The sequence below is a fragment of the Acidobacteriota bacterium genome, assembly GCA_016700075.1.
Classification (GTDB): Bacteria; Acidobacteriota; Blastocatellia; order Pyrinomonadales; family Pyrinomonadaceae; genus OLB17.
The window spans coordinates 295,466-309,665 of the sequence record CP065000.1; the positions used below are offsets into that span (position 1 = coordinate 295,466).

At 51.7% G+C, this 14,200-nt stretch carries 17 protein-coding genes; 8 read left to right on the forward strand and 9 right to left on the reverse strand.

Annotated elements, in window-relative coordinates; all coding sequences use genetic code 11:
* Positions 1-75: 75 nt before the first annotated feature.
* The 5 genes from IPM50_01370 to tdh form a co-directional block, all read right to left on the reverse strand.
* Positions 76-624, reverse strand: coding sequence for a hypothetical protein (locus tag IPM50_01370; protein QQS33258.1), 549 nt, complete (start codon positions 622-624; stop codon positions 76-78).
* A gap of 404 nt (positions 625-1,028) precedes the next feature.
* Entirely contained in the window at positions 1,029-1,346 is a 318-nt protein-coding gene (locus tag IPM50_01375) for an immunity protein 32 (GenBank protein QQS33259.1), read from the reverse strand.
* A 197-nt stretch (positions 1,347-1,543) separates the two neighbouring features.
* Positions 1,544-1,837: a type II toxin-antitoxin system RelE/ParE family toxin gene (locus tag IPM50_01380; GenBank protein ID QQS33260.1), complete on the reverse strand. Its 294-nt coding sequence runs from the start codon at positions 1,835-1,837 to the stop codon at positions 1,544-1,546.
* Positions 1,834-2,061, reverse strand: coding sequence for a hypothetical protein (locus IPM50_01385; protein QQS33261.1), 228 nt, complete (start codon positions 2,059-2,061; stop codon positions 1,834-1,836). The genes IPM50_01380 and IPM50_01385 overlap by 4 nt, the downstream gene beginning before the upstream one ends.
* Before the next feature lie 59 nt (positions 2,062-2,120).
* Positions 2,121-3,155 (reverse strand): L-threonine 3-dehydrogenase, encoded by a 1,035-nt coding sequence (gene tdh / locus IPM50_01390; protein QQS33262.1) that lies wholly within the window; start codon positions 3,153-3,155, stop codon positions 2,121-2,123.
* Between the two features lie 115 nt (positions 3,156-3,270).
* Between tdh and pheS the strand changes: the two genes are divergently transcribed.
* The 4 genes from pheS to IPM50_01410 all read left to right on the forward strand — a co-directional run bounded on the left by pheS (position 3,271) and on the right by IPM50_01410 (position 7,126).
* The gene (pheS, locus tag IPM50_01395; protein ID QQS33263.1) at positions 3,271-4,368 is read left to right on the forward strand and encodes a phenylalanine--tRNA ligase subunit alpha; all 1,098 of its coding nucleotides are present in this window, start codon (positions 3,271-3,273) and stop codon (positions 4,366-4,368) included.
* The gene (gene pheT / locus IPM50_01400; GenBank protein QQS33264.1) at positions 4,365-6,431 is read left to right on the forward strand and encodes a phenylalanine--tRNA ligase subunit beta; all 2,067 of its coding nucleotides are present in this window, start codon (positions 4,365-4,367) and stop codon (positions 6,429-6,431) included. The genes pheS and pheT overlap by 4 nt, the downstream gene beginning before the upstream one ends.
* 83 nt (positions 6,432-6,514) lie before the next feature.
* Positions 6,515-6,796: a cell division protein ZapB gene (zapB, locus tag IPM50_01405; GenBank protein QQS33265.1), complete on the forward strand. Its 282-nt coding sequence runs from the start codon at positions 6,515-6,517 to the stop codon at positions 6,794-6,796.
* Between the two features lie 6 nt (positions 6,797-6,802).
* Complete coding sequence (locus IPM50_01410) at positions 6,803-7,126, forward strand: cell division protein ZapA (protein ID QQS33266.1); 324 nt, start codon at positions 6,803-6,805, stop codon at positions 7,124-7,126.
* A gap of 255 nt (positions 7,127-7,381) precedes the next feature.
* Here the strand turns inward: IPM50_01410 and IPM50_01415 are convergent, their stop codons facing one another.
* Positions 7,382-8,035, reverse strand: coding sequence for a hypothetical protein (locus IPM50_01415; GenBank protein ID QQS33267.1), 654 nt, complete (start codon positions 8,033-8,035; stop codon positions 7,382-7,384).
* 80 nt (positions 8,036-8,115) lie between these two features.
* On the reverse strand, positions 8,116-8,268 hold the full coding sequence (locus IPM50_01420) for a hypothetical protein (protein ID QQS33268.1): 153 nt from the start codon (positions 8,266-8,268) through the stop codon (positions 8,116-8,118).
* Between the two features lie 18 nt (positions 8,269-8,286).
* Here IPM50_01420 and IPM50_01425 point away from each other — a divergent pair, with 18 nt between their 5' ends.
* Together IPM50_01425 and IPM50_01430 are read left to right on the forward strand one after the other, a co-directional pair.
* Complete coding sequence (locus tag IPM50_01425) at positions 8,287-9,231, forward strand: hypothetical protein (GenBank protein ID QQS33269.1); 945 nt, start codon at positions 8,287-8,289, stop codon at positions 9,229-9,231.
* A 91-nt stretch (positions 9,232-9,322) separates the two neighbouring features.
* A complete protein-coding gene (locus IPM50_01430; protein QQS33270.1) occupies positions 9,323-10,693 on the forward strand; it encodes a transglycosylase SLT domain-containing protein in 1,371 nt (456 codons plus the stop codon).
* On the opposite strand, the gene IPM50_01435 is transcribed toward IPM50_01430, so the two are convergent.
* On the reverse strand, positions 10,680-11,912 hold the full coding sequence (locus IPM50_01435) for a threonine ammonia-lyase (protein QQS33271.1): 1,233 nt from the start codon (positions 11,910-11,912) through the stop codon (positions 10,680-10,682). The two genes, IPM50_01430 and IPM50_01435, sit on opposite strands and share 14 nt — an antisense overlap.
* A 69-nt stretch (positions 11,913-11,981) precedes the next feature.
* On the opposite strand from IPM50_01435, the gene IPM50_01440 reads away from it, so the two are divergent.
* Entirely contained in the window at positions 11,982-12,995 is a 1,014-nt protein-coding gene (locus IPM50_01440) for an SPFH/Band 7/PHB domain protein (GenBank protein QQS33272.1), read from the forward strand.
* 5 nt (positions 12,996-13,000) lie between these two features.
* A complete protein-coding gene (locus IPM50_01445) occupies positions 13,001-13,606 on the forward strand; it encodes a glutathione peroxidase (protein ID QQS33273.1) in 606 nt (201 codons plus the stop codon).
* Here the strand turns inward: IPM50_01445 and thpR are convergent.
* Positions 13,599-14,189 carry an RNA 2',3'-cyclic phosphodiesterase gene (thpR, locus tag IPM50_01450; protein ID QQS33274.1) on the reverse strand — a complete coding sequence of 197 codons (591 nt, stop codon included), beginning with the start codon at positions 14,187-14,189 and terminating at the stop codon, positions 13,599-13,601. The genes IPM50_01445 and thpR overlap by 8 nt on opposite strands.
* Positions 14,190-14,200 lie beyond the last annotated feature (11 nt).

Genomic DNA, 14,200 nt, shown 5'->3' on the forward strand with positions numbered 1-14,200 from the left:
AGAGTACAGAAACGCAGCCGTAAATTAGACGTAATCCTTTCGAATGTATCAACGACGACGTATTTCCAATATTCCTCATGGCGTTGGCGTCTCCGTTTTCTTTGGGGGTTTTTCGATGTGTGACGCGCTTGTCCAGGCGGCGAGTTTGCCGACGTCGTTTCGGTAGACGTTGCGGACGACGCCGTCGAGGATGCGGCGGGCGACCATTCCGCGTTGGACGGATTCGCCAATTTCGGCGGTTGGTTCGACATGGTCGTCGATGGCTGAGGCCTGCGGGCCGAAGGTCGCTTCGAACGCGTCGCACGCGGCGGTCAGGTCGGTAACGAACGTCGCGGCCATTCCGTAGGCGACGAAGTCCGCGACGATGGGCGTTGCTTCATCGACCCACGCGCGACCGGTCGCGAGCAGTGTTTGATCGGACGAATTTCGCGGCATTCGGAAACGGTCGCTGATTCCGTCATATTGATATTCCATCGAACGCGCGGTGCGGGCGATGTCCGACATCTCTTCGCGGAGGTTTTCGCGGGCCGTGCCTTTGACCTCGGTCGCCCCGCGTGCGTCGCCGAAACCAGCCTGCTGATCGGCCCCCTGTTCTTCAAGAAACTCGACTTCGTTCCTTATCACATCAAAATTATTCACCGCGATCGGTATCCCAGAAAAATCGGGCTCATTATCTATCCCAAACTACTTGATCCTTAAAAAGCACTCATATCGCCTTCGTGAGCTGTCGTCCATATGGAACTCTTCTTGTTTATTTGTGGTTGTTGGTGAAATAAAGAGCTCGGTCGCTATCGCTCGCGGATCCGATATATTCGTTGTATTGTGACGCTGAAATCATCGATCTGAGCATGATATATAAAACCTTTGTTTGTTATCTGTAACTTTCATTTGTTATTTTCGATTTTTCTCTGAAATATCGAACTTTCGCGTGAATTATCCGACTTTTCTCTGAAATAACAAACTTTCGCGTGAATTATCGAATTTTTCCGTGATTTTGTCGATTCGCCGCCGCCGGGCACCGGGAGTCGCTAATTTCTATCAAAACCGTTCTTTTCTGCCCATTCATCGGTCCAGCCGTAAATATTCACCTGGTGAACCGGCTTACCCTTCTCTTTGTTAGTCTGATCCGAGACACTGAGTTCCCAACCACCCCATTCTTCGGACATAAGGTGTTCGTGTTCACATTCCCCTTTTTCAAGGTCTTTCTTCAGCCTTTCGAGCGAACGCATAAGTATGTCGATTCCTTCTTTATCGACGTGGACATGCAGTACGTTGTGTTCCTCGGACACAACGAATGCTAGGAGTCGCTTTTCATCCGCGTGTGACTTTTTTCTTGAATCTTCCATTAGCTTCCTGAAGAACCCAGTCGCTATCGCTCGCGGTTCTGACTTTAGATATCCTCGAAATCCAACACGACCTTGCCGCAGTTTCCTTCCTTGATCGCGGCGAAGCCTTTTTCGAAGTCTTTGTAGGAATAGCGGTCATTTTTTGCGTCAAGTTTGCGAAAAGGGTTCATTCGTCGAACTGAACTATTCACGCACGGCTACCGATCGAGGCCAAAGTTCTGATTTTGTTTATCGTGGCGGACACCGATGATCAGGAGGGCATCTTCAGCCTCAACTCGATAAATCACTTGGTATGGGAATCTCTTGAGTAACGCCCTGCGCCGCAGGTCATCGATCAGGGGGAACGAATTTGGAGACCGCCGTATTCGCTCGATAATTTCCTCCAAGGCTTCGTGAAAATCCGTCGCGACACTCGCACCTGCCTTTAGAAGATAGTAGTCCAAGACGCTACGAACATCCTGATTCGCAGCAGAGAGAAATCGTATCTTCATTTACGACGATGCTGTTTGATCGAGTCCCAGAATTCTTCTTCGGAAATGATCAATTCAGGGTTGTTACTCGCTTCTTCATCGCGTTGACGAGCGAGTTCGACGATATCTTTGTCTTCATCGCGAAACGGAGAACCCAGCGACTCAATTAGTTTCGAGATTAGAGCACCTCTGTCTCTTGTCGAAAGACCCAACGCGAGTTGTTCAACTTCCAAAATTGCTGACATAAGCTCTACCCCTTCTTTAGCCGGATTATAGCATCGCGATCTGCCAAAACCAACGATTATCACATCTCCTCGAAATCTAAAACGACCTTGCCGCAGTTGCCTTCGAGGATCGCTTCGAAGCCTTTTTCGAAGTCTTTGTAGGAATACCGGTGGGTGACGACGGGGGAGATGTCGACGCCGGCGTCTAGGAGGTTGGACATTTGGTACCAGGTTTCATACATCTGGCGGCCGTAGATGCCTTTGATCGTGATCATGTTGAAGATGACGGTTTTCCAGTCGATGGCGAACTGCTCGGCGGGGATGCCGAGGAAGGCGATCTTGCCGCCGTGGAACATATTCGCGAGCATGTCTTTGAATGCCGCGGGCACGCCGGACATTTCCATCCCGACGTCAAAACCTTCCTTCATTCCGAGCTCTTTTTGAACGTCTTTGATCGAGGTCTTGCTGACATTGACGGCTTTGGTGACGTGGCCCATTCTTTCAGCGAGCTCTAAGCGAAACGGATTGACGTCCGTAATGACGATATTCCGAGCACCGGCGTGTTTCGCGACGGCGGCGGCAATGATCCCGATCGGGCCGGCACCGGTTATCAGCACGTCCTCGCCGAAAACCTCAAACTCAAGAGCGGTGTGGACGGCGTTACCGAAAGGATCAAAGATCGCCGCGACATCAAGATCGATGCCCGGTTTGTGTTTCCAGATGTTGGTATGCGGGACCGCGATGAATTCGGCAAATCCGCCATTGGTGTTCACTCCGACACCACGCGTGTTCGCGCACAGCGCACGCCGGCCTGCCATGCAATGCCGGCAACGGCCACAGACGAGATGGCCCTCGACGCTGACGATATCGCCAACGGCGAAATCTACAACGTTCGAGCCGACTTCGACGATCTCGCCGACAAATTCGTGGCCGATCGTTGTCGGAACCTTGATCGTGCTCTGAGCCCACTCATCCCAGTTATAAATGTGCAGATCCGTGCCGCAAATACCGCCGCGTTTGACGCGGATCATTACGTCGTTAATGCCCATCTCGGGCTCGGGTACATCTTCGATCCACAAGCCCTGTTCTGCTCTGCTTTTTACGATGGCTTTCATTTCTGCGTTGATGATATCAGAGCTTCAGACCGCAATCCACTTATCCAGACAGTGCACGCAATTAACGGTCAGAGCTCTGTATTTTTCACTGTAAGTTCGGTTATCCTTACAGTTTATGTCTGACCAAGTTTCAGGAATAACAGTAGAGGATCTGCGACGTTCGACCCTTGCCGAGCTGGAACGATTTACTGTTCTTTCGCTCGATAAAGCATCCGCAGACGACGTGGCTGTTTTGTCGAATGACCTGCAGGAACAGAAGATCCGGCATACGGGAAAAAAGTCCGCGCTTGCGGCCGTTAAGAAAGAGATCGGTAAGGTGCCGCCCGATGACAGGCCCGCGTTCGCTCAGTCGGTTCAGACTCTTGAGCGTGAGATCGCTGACATCCTTCTATCAGCCGAAAAGCAGCTCCAGGAAAAGCAAACAGAGATCGCCATTGAAAAGGAGCGTCTGGATGTTACGCTGCCCGGCCGGGCGCCGCGTCTTGGACGTGCCCATCCGATCACCATACTTCGCCACCGGATCGAGGACATCTTCGTTTCCATGGGATATGCGATCGAGGACGACCGCGAGATCGAGACGGACTATTACAACTTTGACGCATTGAACATCCCGGAAGGCCATCCGGCCCGCGAATCCCAAGATACGTTCTACACGACCGAGGGATTTGCCCTTCGTTCGCAAACCTCGACCGTACAGATACGTGCAATGGAACGCCGCGGCGTACCGATCCGCATCATCGCACCGGGAAAGGTATTTCGCCGCGATACGCCGGACATGACCCACGTGCCGATGTTCCACCAGATCGAAGGCCTTTGCGTGGATAAGGGCATCACAATGGCTCACCTCAAAGGCATAGTGACGGAGTGGCTGAAGCGGCTTTTCGGCGAAGACACGGTAACGCGTTTTCGCCCGTCGTACTTCCCTTTCACTGAACCGTCGGCAGAGTTCGATTTTTCGTGCTTTGTCTGCCACGGATCCGGTAAAACCGAAGGCGGCCGCTGCCGGCCGTGTAAAGGCTCGGGCTGGATCGAGCTCGGAGGTTCGGGAATGGTGCATCCGAACGTGCTGAAAGCGGTCGGCGTCGATCCGAGCGTCTATTCTGGCTTCGCATTTGGTTTCGGCTTGGAACGCATGGCCGCGATGATGTTCAATATCGACGACATCCGGCATATGTTCGAAAATGACGTGCGGTTTTTGGAGCAGTTCAGATGAACATCAGTTACAACTGGCTTAAGGAACTTATAGATCTTGATCTCTCGCCTGAGGACACGGCGAAGGCATTGACGCGCGTTGGTTTGGCAGTCGAAGGCATACACCCACACAAGGATGATCTCGTGTTAGATATCGACCTGACGTCCAATCGCCCCGATTGTTTGTCGCATCTCGGGATAGCACGCGAACTGTCAGTCGTAACTAGATCGGCTTTGAAAGTTTCGGGGGCGACGTCGAACAAAGTGCCAGAGGCAGTTGTCGGTGACGATATTGTCACGATCCAAGACACGGATCGCTGCCACAGGTTCACCGCACGCGTGATTCGCGGCGTTAAGGTCGGCCCATCGCCGCAATGGCTCGTCGATCGCCTTGAAGCTCTGGGCGAACGCTCTATCAACAACATCGCGGACATCACGAATTACGTTATGCTCGAACTCGGCCAACCGATGCACGCGTTCGATCTGAATAAGCTAACCGAGAATCGAATTGTCATTCGTACCGCAAAGCCCGGGGAAAAGATCAAAACACTTGACGAGGTTGATCGAAAACTCGATGAAACGATGCTTGCCATCTGCGACGCGGAGAAACCGGTCGCCGTAGCCGGCGTCATGGGCGGAATAGAAAGCGGCATCACGGATGATACGACGAACGTGCTTTTAGAGGTGGCCTATTTCAAACGCGAAAACATCCGCCTGACATCGCGCAAGCTTGGCCTCGCCTCCGAGGCAAGTTACCGTTTCGAGCGCGGCGTCGATATAGAAAATCTCATTCGTGCCTCGGACCGTGCTACCGAGTTGATCCTCGACCTTGCGGGCGGCGAGGCCGCGGACATCGTTGACGTTTATCCCGAACGGCAGCCCAAGCGGACGGTTCCTTCCGCCGACATTTCGTCGGCTGTTAAACGGCTGACGGGCCTCGACGTCGCTACTGATGAATGCGAGAGGATCCTTTCGTCGCTCGGCATTGCCCGAATTGGCAACGGCGAGTTTTCCTCGCCAACATGGCGGCATGACATAGCCATCGAGGAGGATCTGGTCGAGGAGGTCGCTCGTCACGCAGGCTACGAGAAAATTACTTTAGAGCTTCCGCCTGTTTTTGCGGCAGGAGAATACCAACCAAATGAGCAATCGGAAAAGAAGATCCGGTCTTTACTTCAAAGCTACGGATTCCTTGAAGCGATCAGTTATAGCTTCATAGACACTTCATGGGATGAACACGTTGACCCTTTGTGGTCCCTTCAGAATGGTGCTTCGCCCGGATTTGTGACGCTGAAGGACTCAGTGATCGACGGAGCGCTCAGGATGAGGCCCTCGTGCGTTCCAGGGCTGCTCGATTCCGCCCGCCATAATCTTAACCATCAAATTCGTGATATCAAGCTCTTTGAGATCGGCAAAGTGTTTATTGATGCAGCCGAAGAAAGCGGATTGCCGATAGAGAAAAAATACCTGACGTTATTGATGACCGGTGGAAACCTTCTCGAATCGACAGATAAGCCCATCGGAAACATCGACTTTTTCGACATCAAAGGCATGGTCGAGTCCCTCAGTGATCTGGTCGGCGTTTCAAAAATTGAATTTTCTCATGCTGAGGCTCGACAATATCGACGGGGCCAATGCGCCGCATTGCATAGTGAAAAGAAGTTGATCGGCATTGTGGGAAGATTGTCTGACGGGCCGGCGAAGACCTACAAGTTCCGAAAGCCGGTATATTTGGCCGAGATCGATCTAGATGCGTTCTTTCAACAGTCAGGGGAGTTACCGCTCTACAGGCCGTTGAATACGCTCCCGATAAGCCATAGGGATATCACATTTGTTGTTGATCCTAAGGTTGAATTTGGCACTTTACATAAGGCCTTACTTGAAAACAGGTCTGTAAACTGTGTGAACATTGGATTTTATGATGAGTACAGGCCTGAAGTCAGCACGGCTCGTTCGATCACGTTCAGGTTCTCATTTCTAAGCTCACATTCTACCTTAACTGATAGCGAAATTGATGAAGAGCTTAGAACAATGGTCTCGGCAATAACCGCCAAATTTGAACCTATGGTGGATGTTCAGGGATAATCCTTCACGAGTTACTTGAAGTTTAGGTAAATTATTCGGATAATCTTTTCCACAGGTTTATCAAAGCTTTTGAGACTAAACAGATGAATGCCCTGACCGGAATGGAAAAGTTCTCGCATCTCGAGGACAAGATCTATCTGACGATAGAACACAGCAAGAAGCTTCGAGAGGAACGAGACAGGTTGGAACAAGAGGTTTTGGCTCTTCGTGCGGTTGCCGCGGATGCTATCACGGACAAAGAGGAAGCTGAACGAAGGCTGAGGCTGCTCCTCGATGAACGCGAGGCGGTCCGTAAACGCGTGAACTCCGTCATTGACGCTTTTTCAGTAGTTAATGCCGCTAAGCAAACCTCGGAGGCTGTCTAGGACCTTATGTCTGAACAATCAATCAAGGTGGAGATCCACGACCAGATCTACAGCATCCGATCCGACGGGGACAATAAGTATATTCAGGATCTTGCGACCTATGTGGACTCGAAAATGCGGGAAATATCTTCCGGCACTATGACCGCGGATTCCCTAAAGGTGGCTATACTAGCGGCCCTGCATATTGCTGACGAATATTTCCAGTTAAGGCACACCTATGCACAAATGGATTCCCAGCTTGCCACTCGGAGTGCGGAATGCTCCGAAATGCTCGACAAAGTGTTTCGGCAACGCGACGAATCGTCAGAATCTAATTCACTGATCAGATAAATTTGCCGAAGGCTCCGCCGGCCGTGCTATTATGGTTCTGGCGGATGATGTACTGCGTTTCTCGTTAACGGACGCATACACAATTGAGCCAACATATGAATTACGGGAGGCCGACGCCGATGTCGGTGCGAACGTCTACAATGGCGTTTACCATAGACAATGGCAATTTTGCGTAACAGCGAAAAGCCGCCCACCTGTCCCATACAGGTTCAATTCATACGTTCGCACGGCCTCGCGGTCTCATTCGCCGATACTCTATTCTTCCTCAGCCTCTTCTAATTCCCTTCGTATTTCGTCAGCCAGTTTTGCTGCCTCAAGGGCAAGCGGTTCCTCGCCTGCACGTGATTCGAGCTTCTTGAGGGCAACCTCGTATTCCGAAAATGTGCCGCCGCGGGAACCGGCTGCCTCGATCATTTGCAGCCGTGATTCCGCTTCTACGAGCATTTCCTTTGCCTTCGCATTTATATCGGCCAGTTTCGCCTTATCTGCCTTAAGTTGTTTTGCATAAGCCTCAGAATTTGAGGCCTTTAACGTAGATATCTTCCGAATACGCTGTTGAGTAGAACGCATTTCATTGGTAGATCTTCTTAAGATCCGAGTGGCTGTGAGTCGGGAGGCAAGCGTTTCAGCGTAGGCGTCACCGAGCAATGGATCACCGGATGACAATTGCTTTAAGGCCCTCTTTTCTGCCGGCTTCAGTTCTCCGCGGAACCAGTGGATCTCATTAGCACTGATGCCATAGGCTGCGATCTGTTCGCGAAGCTCACGTTTCCACCGCGAATGACGGGTGCCGATCACCGCAGAAGTGGTCAAACCCGCTAGCAAAGAGATGCCGGTCGCAATTGCTCCGAAAAAAAGGAAAACGGCGGCGGCCGGCGGCCCGCTTGCCAGAAGGAGCACGAGAAGCATTGTTATTGCAGCCGGTATAAGCGTCAAGCCTACCGGCGCAGCTACCATCGCTGCCTTCATCCGCGAGCTCTTTCGTTTGGCTAAGCGTAGATCTGGTTTAGGCACATCACCTCTTCGAACTCTCCCGTCTTTCGCACCGATCCGGGAATGCCGTTCATTTTGAATACTACTATCTCACCTTTACACCGCGTAGCAAAAAATCTCGTTACATTTCCTTTCGAATGTATTATCATCGTCCTAATTTGCTATCAATGCGGAGATTCAATTCAATCCTCGTTCTCCTCTTGCTCGTGACGTCGGCGATCACTTTTTCGCAAACTGATACCGTAAGGAACCGGCAGGTCCGTACCGTCACAGTGCCGGTTACGATCTTTACAAAGAAGGAGATCAAGGACAGAGAAACACAGGAACTGATCCAGATCGAGCGGTTCGTAATACAAGAGAACAATGAAGAGCAGCAGTTTTTGTCCATTCGCAGTGTCGCGGATACTCCATTATCGATCGCGTTGGTGATCCAAGATAATTTGTTGAGTGATTTCAACCTCCAGCTTAACGACATCCGACAATTCATCAGGTCGCTTCCCAAAGGCTCACGGGTAATGGTTGCCTATGCGCGGTCCGGCAACACTCAGGTTCTCCAGCGTTTTACAGAGGATCTTGAACGAGCCGCCGCATCGGTCAGAATAGTTGCAGGAAGCAGTTCGCTTGCTCCCAGAAGCCCATTTGACGGCATCTCAGATATCGCCGGCCGATTCGACAGCGTCCCGTCCGGGCGTCGTGCGATCATGTTTTTCTCCGACGGCTTGGACGCATCACAAGGCTTCAACTTAGCCTCGATCTCGCAGAGTATCGAGCTTGATCAGGCAGCGATCGCGGCTCAGAGGCGCAGCATTGCTGTCTATTCGATATATTCGCCGAGCACCTCCACCGCGAACGCAGATTCGATATTCGTCCTTGCCTCTCAAGGGGCCCTGGAAAAGCTGAGCAACGAGACAGGCGGAAAGGCCTTTTTTCGCGGCACATTTCCCCCGCTGAATTTTTTGTCATTTTTTCAAGACATCAGCAATAGCCTGAACCGTCAATTTGCCCTCACATATCTAAGTACCAATATGAAAAAGGGCTTCTACAAGCTAAAGATCACGAATACTAATCCCGACATTTCAATCAGCCACCCAAAGGGCTATAGATATCGCTAACGGCGGTTTTTTGTAATTTATTGCCACCATTTCTGATTTAGGATAATCTAAACGGAGTATCGGCGCTCTCCTGACCTCAATTGTTTCCATTATGAGAACCCTATTTGGTATACTGCTTTGCACCTTAGCTACATCATTGGTTTTCGCACAGTCGTCAGATGCCGCACTGCGAAGGGTAATTGAGGCCGACAGAGCCGCCGCCGGTGCGAACGGGTCGATGCCGAGCCTTACAGCTCAGGAGCACCTCGAAAGAGGACGCGTTTACTTCGACAACCGGCATTTCAGAGAAGCCCGGGAGCATTTTCAACGTATCTTTGACAATTTTCCCAACGATGCAGCTTTGTCCGGGGCACTCTTTATGACCGGCAGATCGCTCATGTGGGAACGCCGCTGCGAGGAGGCGATACCTTGGCTGGACCGTGTCGCCAAGGAGTATCCCGGGACAAAAGAAGGACGCGAAGGACTCGCGTTCAAAGGTGCCTGCCATGTCCGTATCGGAAAGAATGCTGAGGCCGCCGCAGTTTATGAACAATATACGGCAATGTATCCTACGGGCGAGCGCATAGATTCGGCGTATCTTAACATTGTCGATGCTCACCGCGAGGCCGGTAATTTTGATCTTGCGGCCGAATGGGTCCGGCGCACGTCAGAGAGATTCCCTTCAACCCCGACCGAAACAAATGCTCTCCATGCCCTAGTGAGAATGGAGCTGTGGCGCGGCCGCTGGTCAAACGCTGAAGCTGCCGCTGACCGCCTGATAGTGAGCGGTAAATTTGCAGGATCCATGACATCCATGGACGAGGCCCGCTGGCTGAAGGCGTTCGCTGCGGAAAAAGGCGGTGATCGTGAACGGTCCAAAGCGGCTTATTCGCAGATACCCATATCGGTCTCGTCGTATTTTTCCGGCCTTGCGGCCAATAAGATTTCAGGGGAATCAAGAACTCGGCGGATCGTTCAAGTGTCCCCGAAAATGCGTCAGGATTTTCCGATCATGTTCCGGGAAGAGATCATGCGGGCCACACGCGGCCGGAACGTTGATCCGCGATTCGTACTTGCGATCATGAAGCAGGAGAGCGGATTCCGGCCCGGCGTAAAGAGCCCTGCAGCGGCTCGCGGACTGCTTCAGTTGGTTTATGATACGGCGGTCAAATACAACAAGAAGACAGGAATTACCGAACTGGCCCCTGACGATCTGTATATACCCTCGGTCAACATCGCCATCGGTGTCGAGTACATTGCCGATCTCAAAAATCAATTCAGCGGGCTTTACGAAGCGATCGCTGCGAGTTATAACGCAGGCGAAGATAATGCCGCCCGCTGGCTCAAACGGTCAATGAGGGGCGAACCCGGCATTTTTACCGCCGAGGTTGGCTTTGCTGAAACGAAAGGATACGTTCAAAAGGTAATGGCTAATTACCGAAATTACCGTGAGTTGTACGATGAGAATCTTAGGCCGCGATAGGCGAAGCCGCAGATAGATTTACGCTGTAGCCGGCCTTTTCAAGTGCATTTCGGGTCTCATCCGCGTGATGTGTGTCACGCACTTCCAAGAGCAATTCGATCCCCACCTGACCAAGCGGCGTCATCCACATTGCACGTCGGTGAAATACCTCAATGACGTTGGCTTTCGACTCTGCTACCGCTGTAAGCATCCCTGCAAGTGATCCCGGCCTGTCGGGCACAGTAACGTCAAAGATAACGTACCGACCGGCTCGCACGAGACACTGTTCGATCACTCGCGCCAGAACGTTCCCGTCAATATTTCCGCCGCACAGGACCGCGCACATTCTTTCGTCAGCCGAAATATCGAATTTCTTGGCAATTATCGCCGCCAGGCCTGACGCACCGGCACCTTCCACAACAAGATGTGCATTTTGGGCAAGGTGAAATATCGCTTCGGCGATCTCATCCTCACTCACCTCGACCACCTCGTCAACCAGGTCTCGAATAATGGCCAAAGTACGTTCAGCAGGGCGCTTGATGGCGATCCCGTCGGCGATGGTCGGTTTGTGTTCAATGTCAACGGGTTTGCCTGCTTCGAGAGACCGGCGAACCGGAGCGACGTTCTCTGCTTGTACTCCGATGATCCTTACATTTTGCAGTTTCTCCCTTGCAGCGGTCGCGATGCCGCTGATGATGCCGCCGCCGCCAATTGGTACAACAATAGTGTCGACTTTCGGAAGGTCCTCCGCGATCTCCAAGCCTATCGATCCCTGCCCCGCGATAATGTCGTCATCGTCGAAGGCGTGCACATATGTCAGGCCCTTTTCCCTTTCCAGCGAACGGGAAAATTCAACAGCTTCATCGAAGGTGTTTCCCTGCATAATTACCCGAGCTCCAAGTGCCTTGGTTGCAACGACCTTAGTGAGCGGGGCAAATTGAGGCAGAACGATCGTGGCGGCAATTCCATTCAGTTTCGCCGCTAACGCTACACCTTGTGCGTGATTACCGGCCGACGCGGTGATCACACCCCGATGTCTTTCCTCGTCCGAAAGCCGGGAGATCTTGTTGAAAGCACCGCGGATCTTAAAGGAGCCGCCGCGCTGAAGATTCTCTGCCTTGAGATATACCTTGCTTCCCAAGACCGCCGTCAGGCGCTCATCTTTTACAATGGGTGTCCTGTGAACAACAGCTTCGATTCTCTTTCTGGCTTCTTCTATGTCGCTTATGCTTACGGGCATATTGACGGGAATTATAGCAAACCTCTTTCAAATGAGATATATTTGAGGAGTAAAGCTGTTGGAGGAAATATGGAGATCTTTGGAGCCGGCATCATCTTTCTTTTCATTCTTGCTATCGCACTGCTCACCATAGCATGGAAAACAATAAAGATAGTCCCGCAATCCAGTGTCTTGCTGATCGAGAGGCTTGGCCGTTTCAACCGAATTGCTGCAAGCGGCCTCAATATAATCGTGCCATTCTTTGAAGCTCCGAGAGCCGTGTATTGGACCAACATACGCCCAGGTATCACGTCGATCGACCTGCGTGAACAGTACATCGACCTTCCGCCTCAGCCGGTCATCACGCGTGACAACGTAACGATCAATGTCGACTCCGTTGTCTATTGGCAGATCACCGATCCCGCAAAAGCAGTTTACGAAGTAGCTGACCTCGTCGGGGGCCTTGTTCAGCTGACCATAACCGGCATGCGTTCGGTCATGGGTGAGATGGACCTTGACCACACGCTCTCATCACGTGAGGAGATCAATTCAAAGCTGCGATTGATCCTTGACGAGGCTACTGACAAATGGGGCGTCAAGGTCACACGCGTGGACGTAAAGAACATCAATCCTCCGGAAGACGTCAGGATCACGATGGAGAAACAGATGACGGCGGAACGAAACCGCCGAGCGTTGATCCTTCAGGCGGAGGGCGAAAAGCAGGCTGCGATCACGAGGGCAGAGGGCGAAAAGCAGGCTGCCGTTACGAGATCCGAGGGTGAAAAGGCTTCAGCGATCTTGACCGCTGAGGGTGCCGCACAGGCCCGCTTGGTTGCTGCGAATGCGGAAGCTCAGGCAATCGCACAGATCGCGGGAGCGATCGGTGACCGCGGTCAAACGGCCCAGTATTTGATCACATCCCGATACGTTGATTCAATGCGGGATATGGCTCGTACCCAAAATTCAAAGGTCATCTTCATGCCGACCGAGACGAGCGCTGTATTGTCGAGCGTCGGTGCATTCAAAGAGGTCTTTGCTGAATCCGGTGAAAAGAGCGGTGAATTGCCGCCGTCGCCCGGAAACCCGAGGGAGCTGAAGAGGTAAATATTATGTTCAAGGTGGTAATTGTGATTCTCGCTTTAGCGGCGGTTGCCGCAGCAGGCGCAGCATATAGATTTGGTTTCATCATGAATCCCACGCCTACGGAGCCAGTTAAGGAATCCTCGATATATGATTTCACAATGAAAGATATCGACGGAAAAGAAGTAAAGCTAAGTGCATTCAAAAGAATGGCGTTGATGGTGGTCAACGTTGCAAGCAAATGCGGTTACACGTCCCAGTATGAGCAGCTTGAGGCTGTTTATAAGCGATTCAAAGATCGAGGCTTCGTTATTCTCGGCTTCCCTGCCAATAACTTCATGGGTCAAGAGCCGGGCACGGAAGCGGAAATTAAAGAATTCTGCTCCACCAAATACGGCGTGACGTTTCCAATGTTCTCCAAGATCTCTGTCACCGGCGCCGATCAGCATCCGCTTTACGGTTATCTGACCAATAAGGCCACAAATCCTGAGTTTGCGGGTGATATTTCCTGGAACTTCAACAAGTTCATTATCGACAGGAACGGCAGGGTCACTGCTCGTTTTGCATCCAAAGACAAGCCTGACGCCGAAAATGTCATCTCGGCTATAGAATCTGCCTTGGGTGACGCTAAGTAGCTCTTTTGCTAAATGGGTGCCGGGAAATGACGCTGTACTCGGCACCCGTCGGCTTTAGAATACTCTTAATTATCACCAACTCGTTTACGGTGAACTCCATCGCAGGAACTCGGATTTCGTTAGGAATTCGGCGAATCTTCGACCGTGTCCTTCCGATCGTAAGATGCGGTACGAAATGTTTCAGTCCACCTCCGCTTAATATACCCGCCATCTCGACAAGTTTTGAAGAAGTTTCGTTCTGTTGAATTTCCGATACACCAACCCAAACGGCACATCCGCCGCGGTTGTGAAACACGCCCAATTCGCCAACATTTAGAATAAAAGGAGTCTCCCGATCCGCAACGATCTTCGCATTCTTCTGCAGATCCTCGAGGTCGAGTTCGGATGCCTCTCTAATGAACCGCAATGTAATATGCAGGTTCTTCTCAGGGACACGCCGCAGCTTCGTGTTCCCCAAGGCCGCTGCGATCCTTCCCGATAAGGAAAATATTTCGCTTAGAACCGGCGGCGGCGGAACTACGGCCGCAAAAACGCGTCGCGAACTGCCTTTGAAGTCATCTTTCTGCATTGCTAAACTCGGCATTAGTGCGTTTA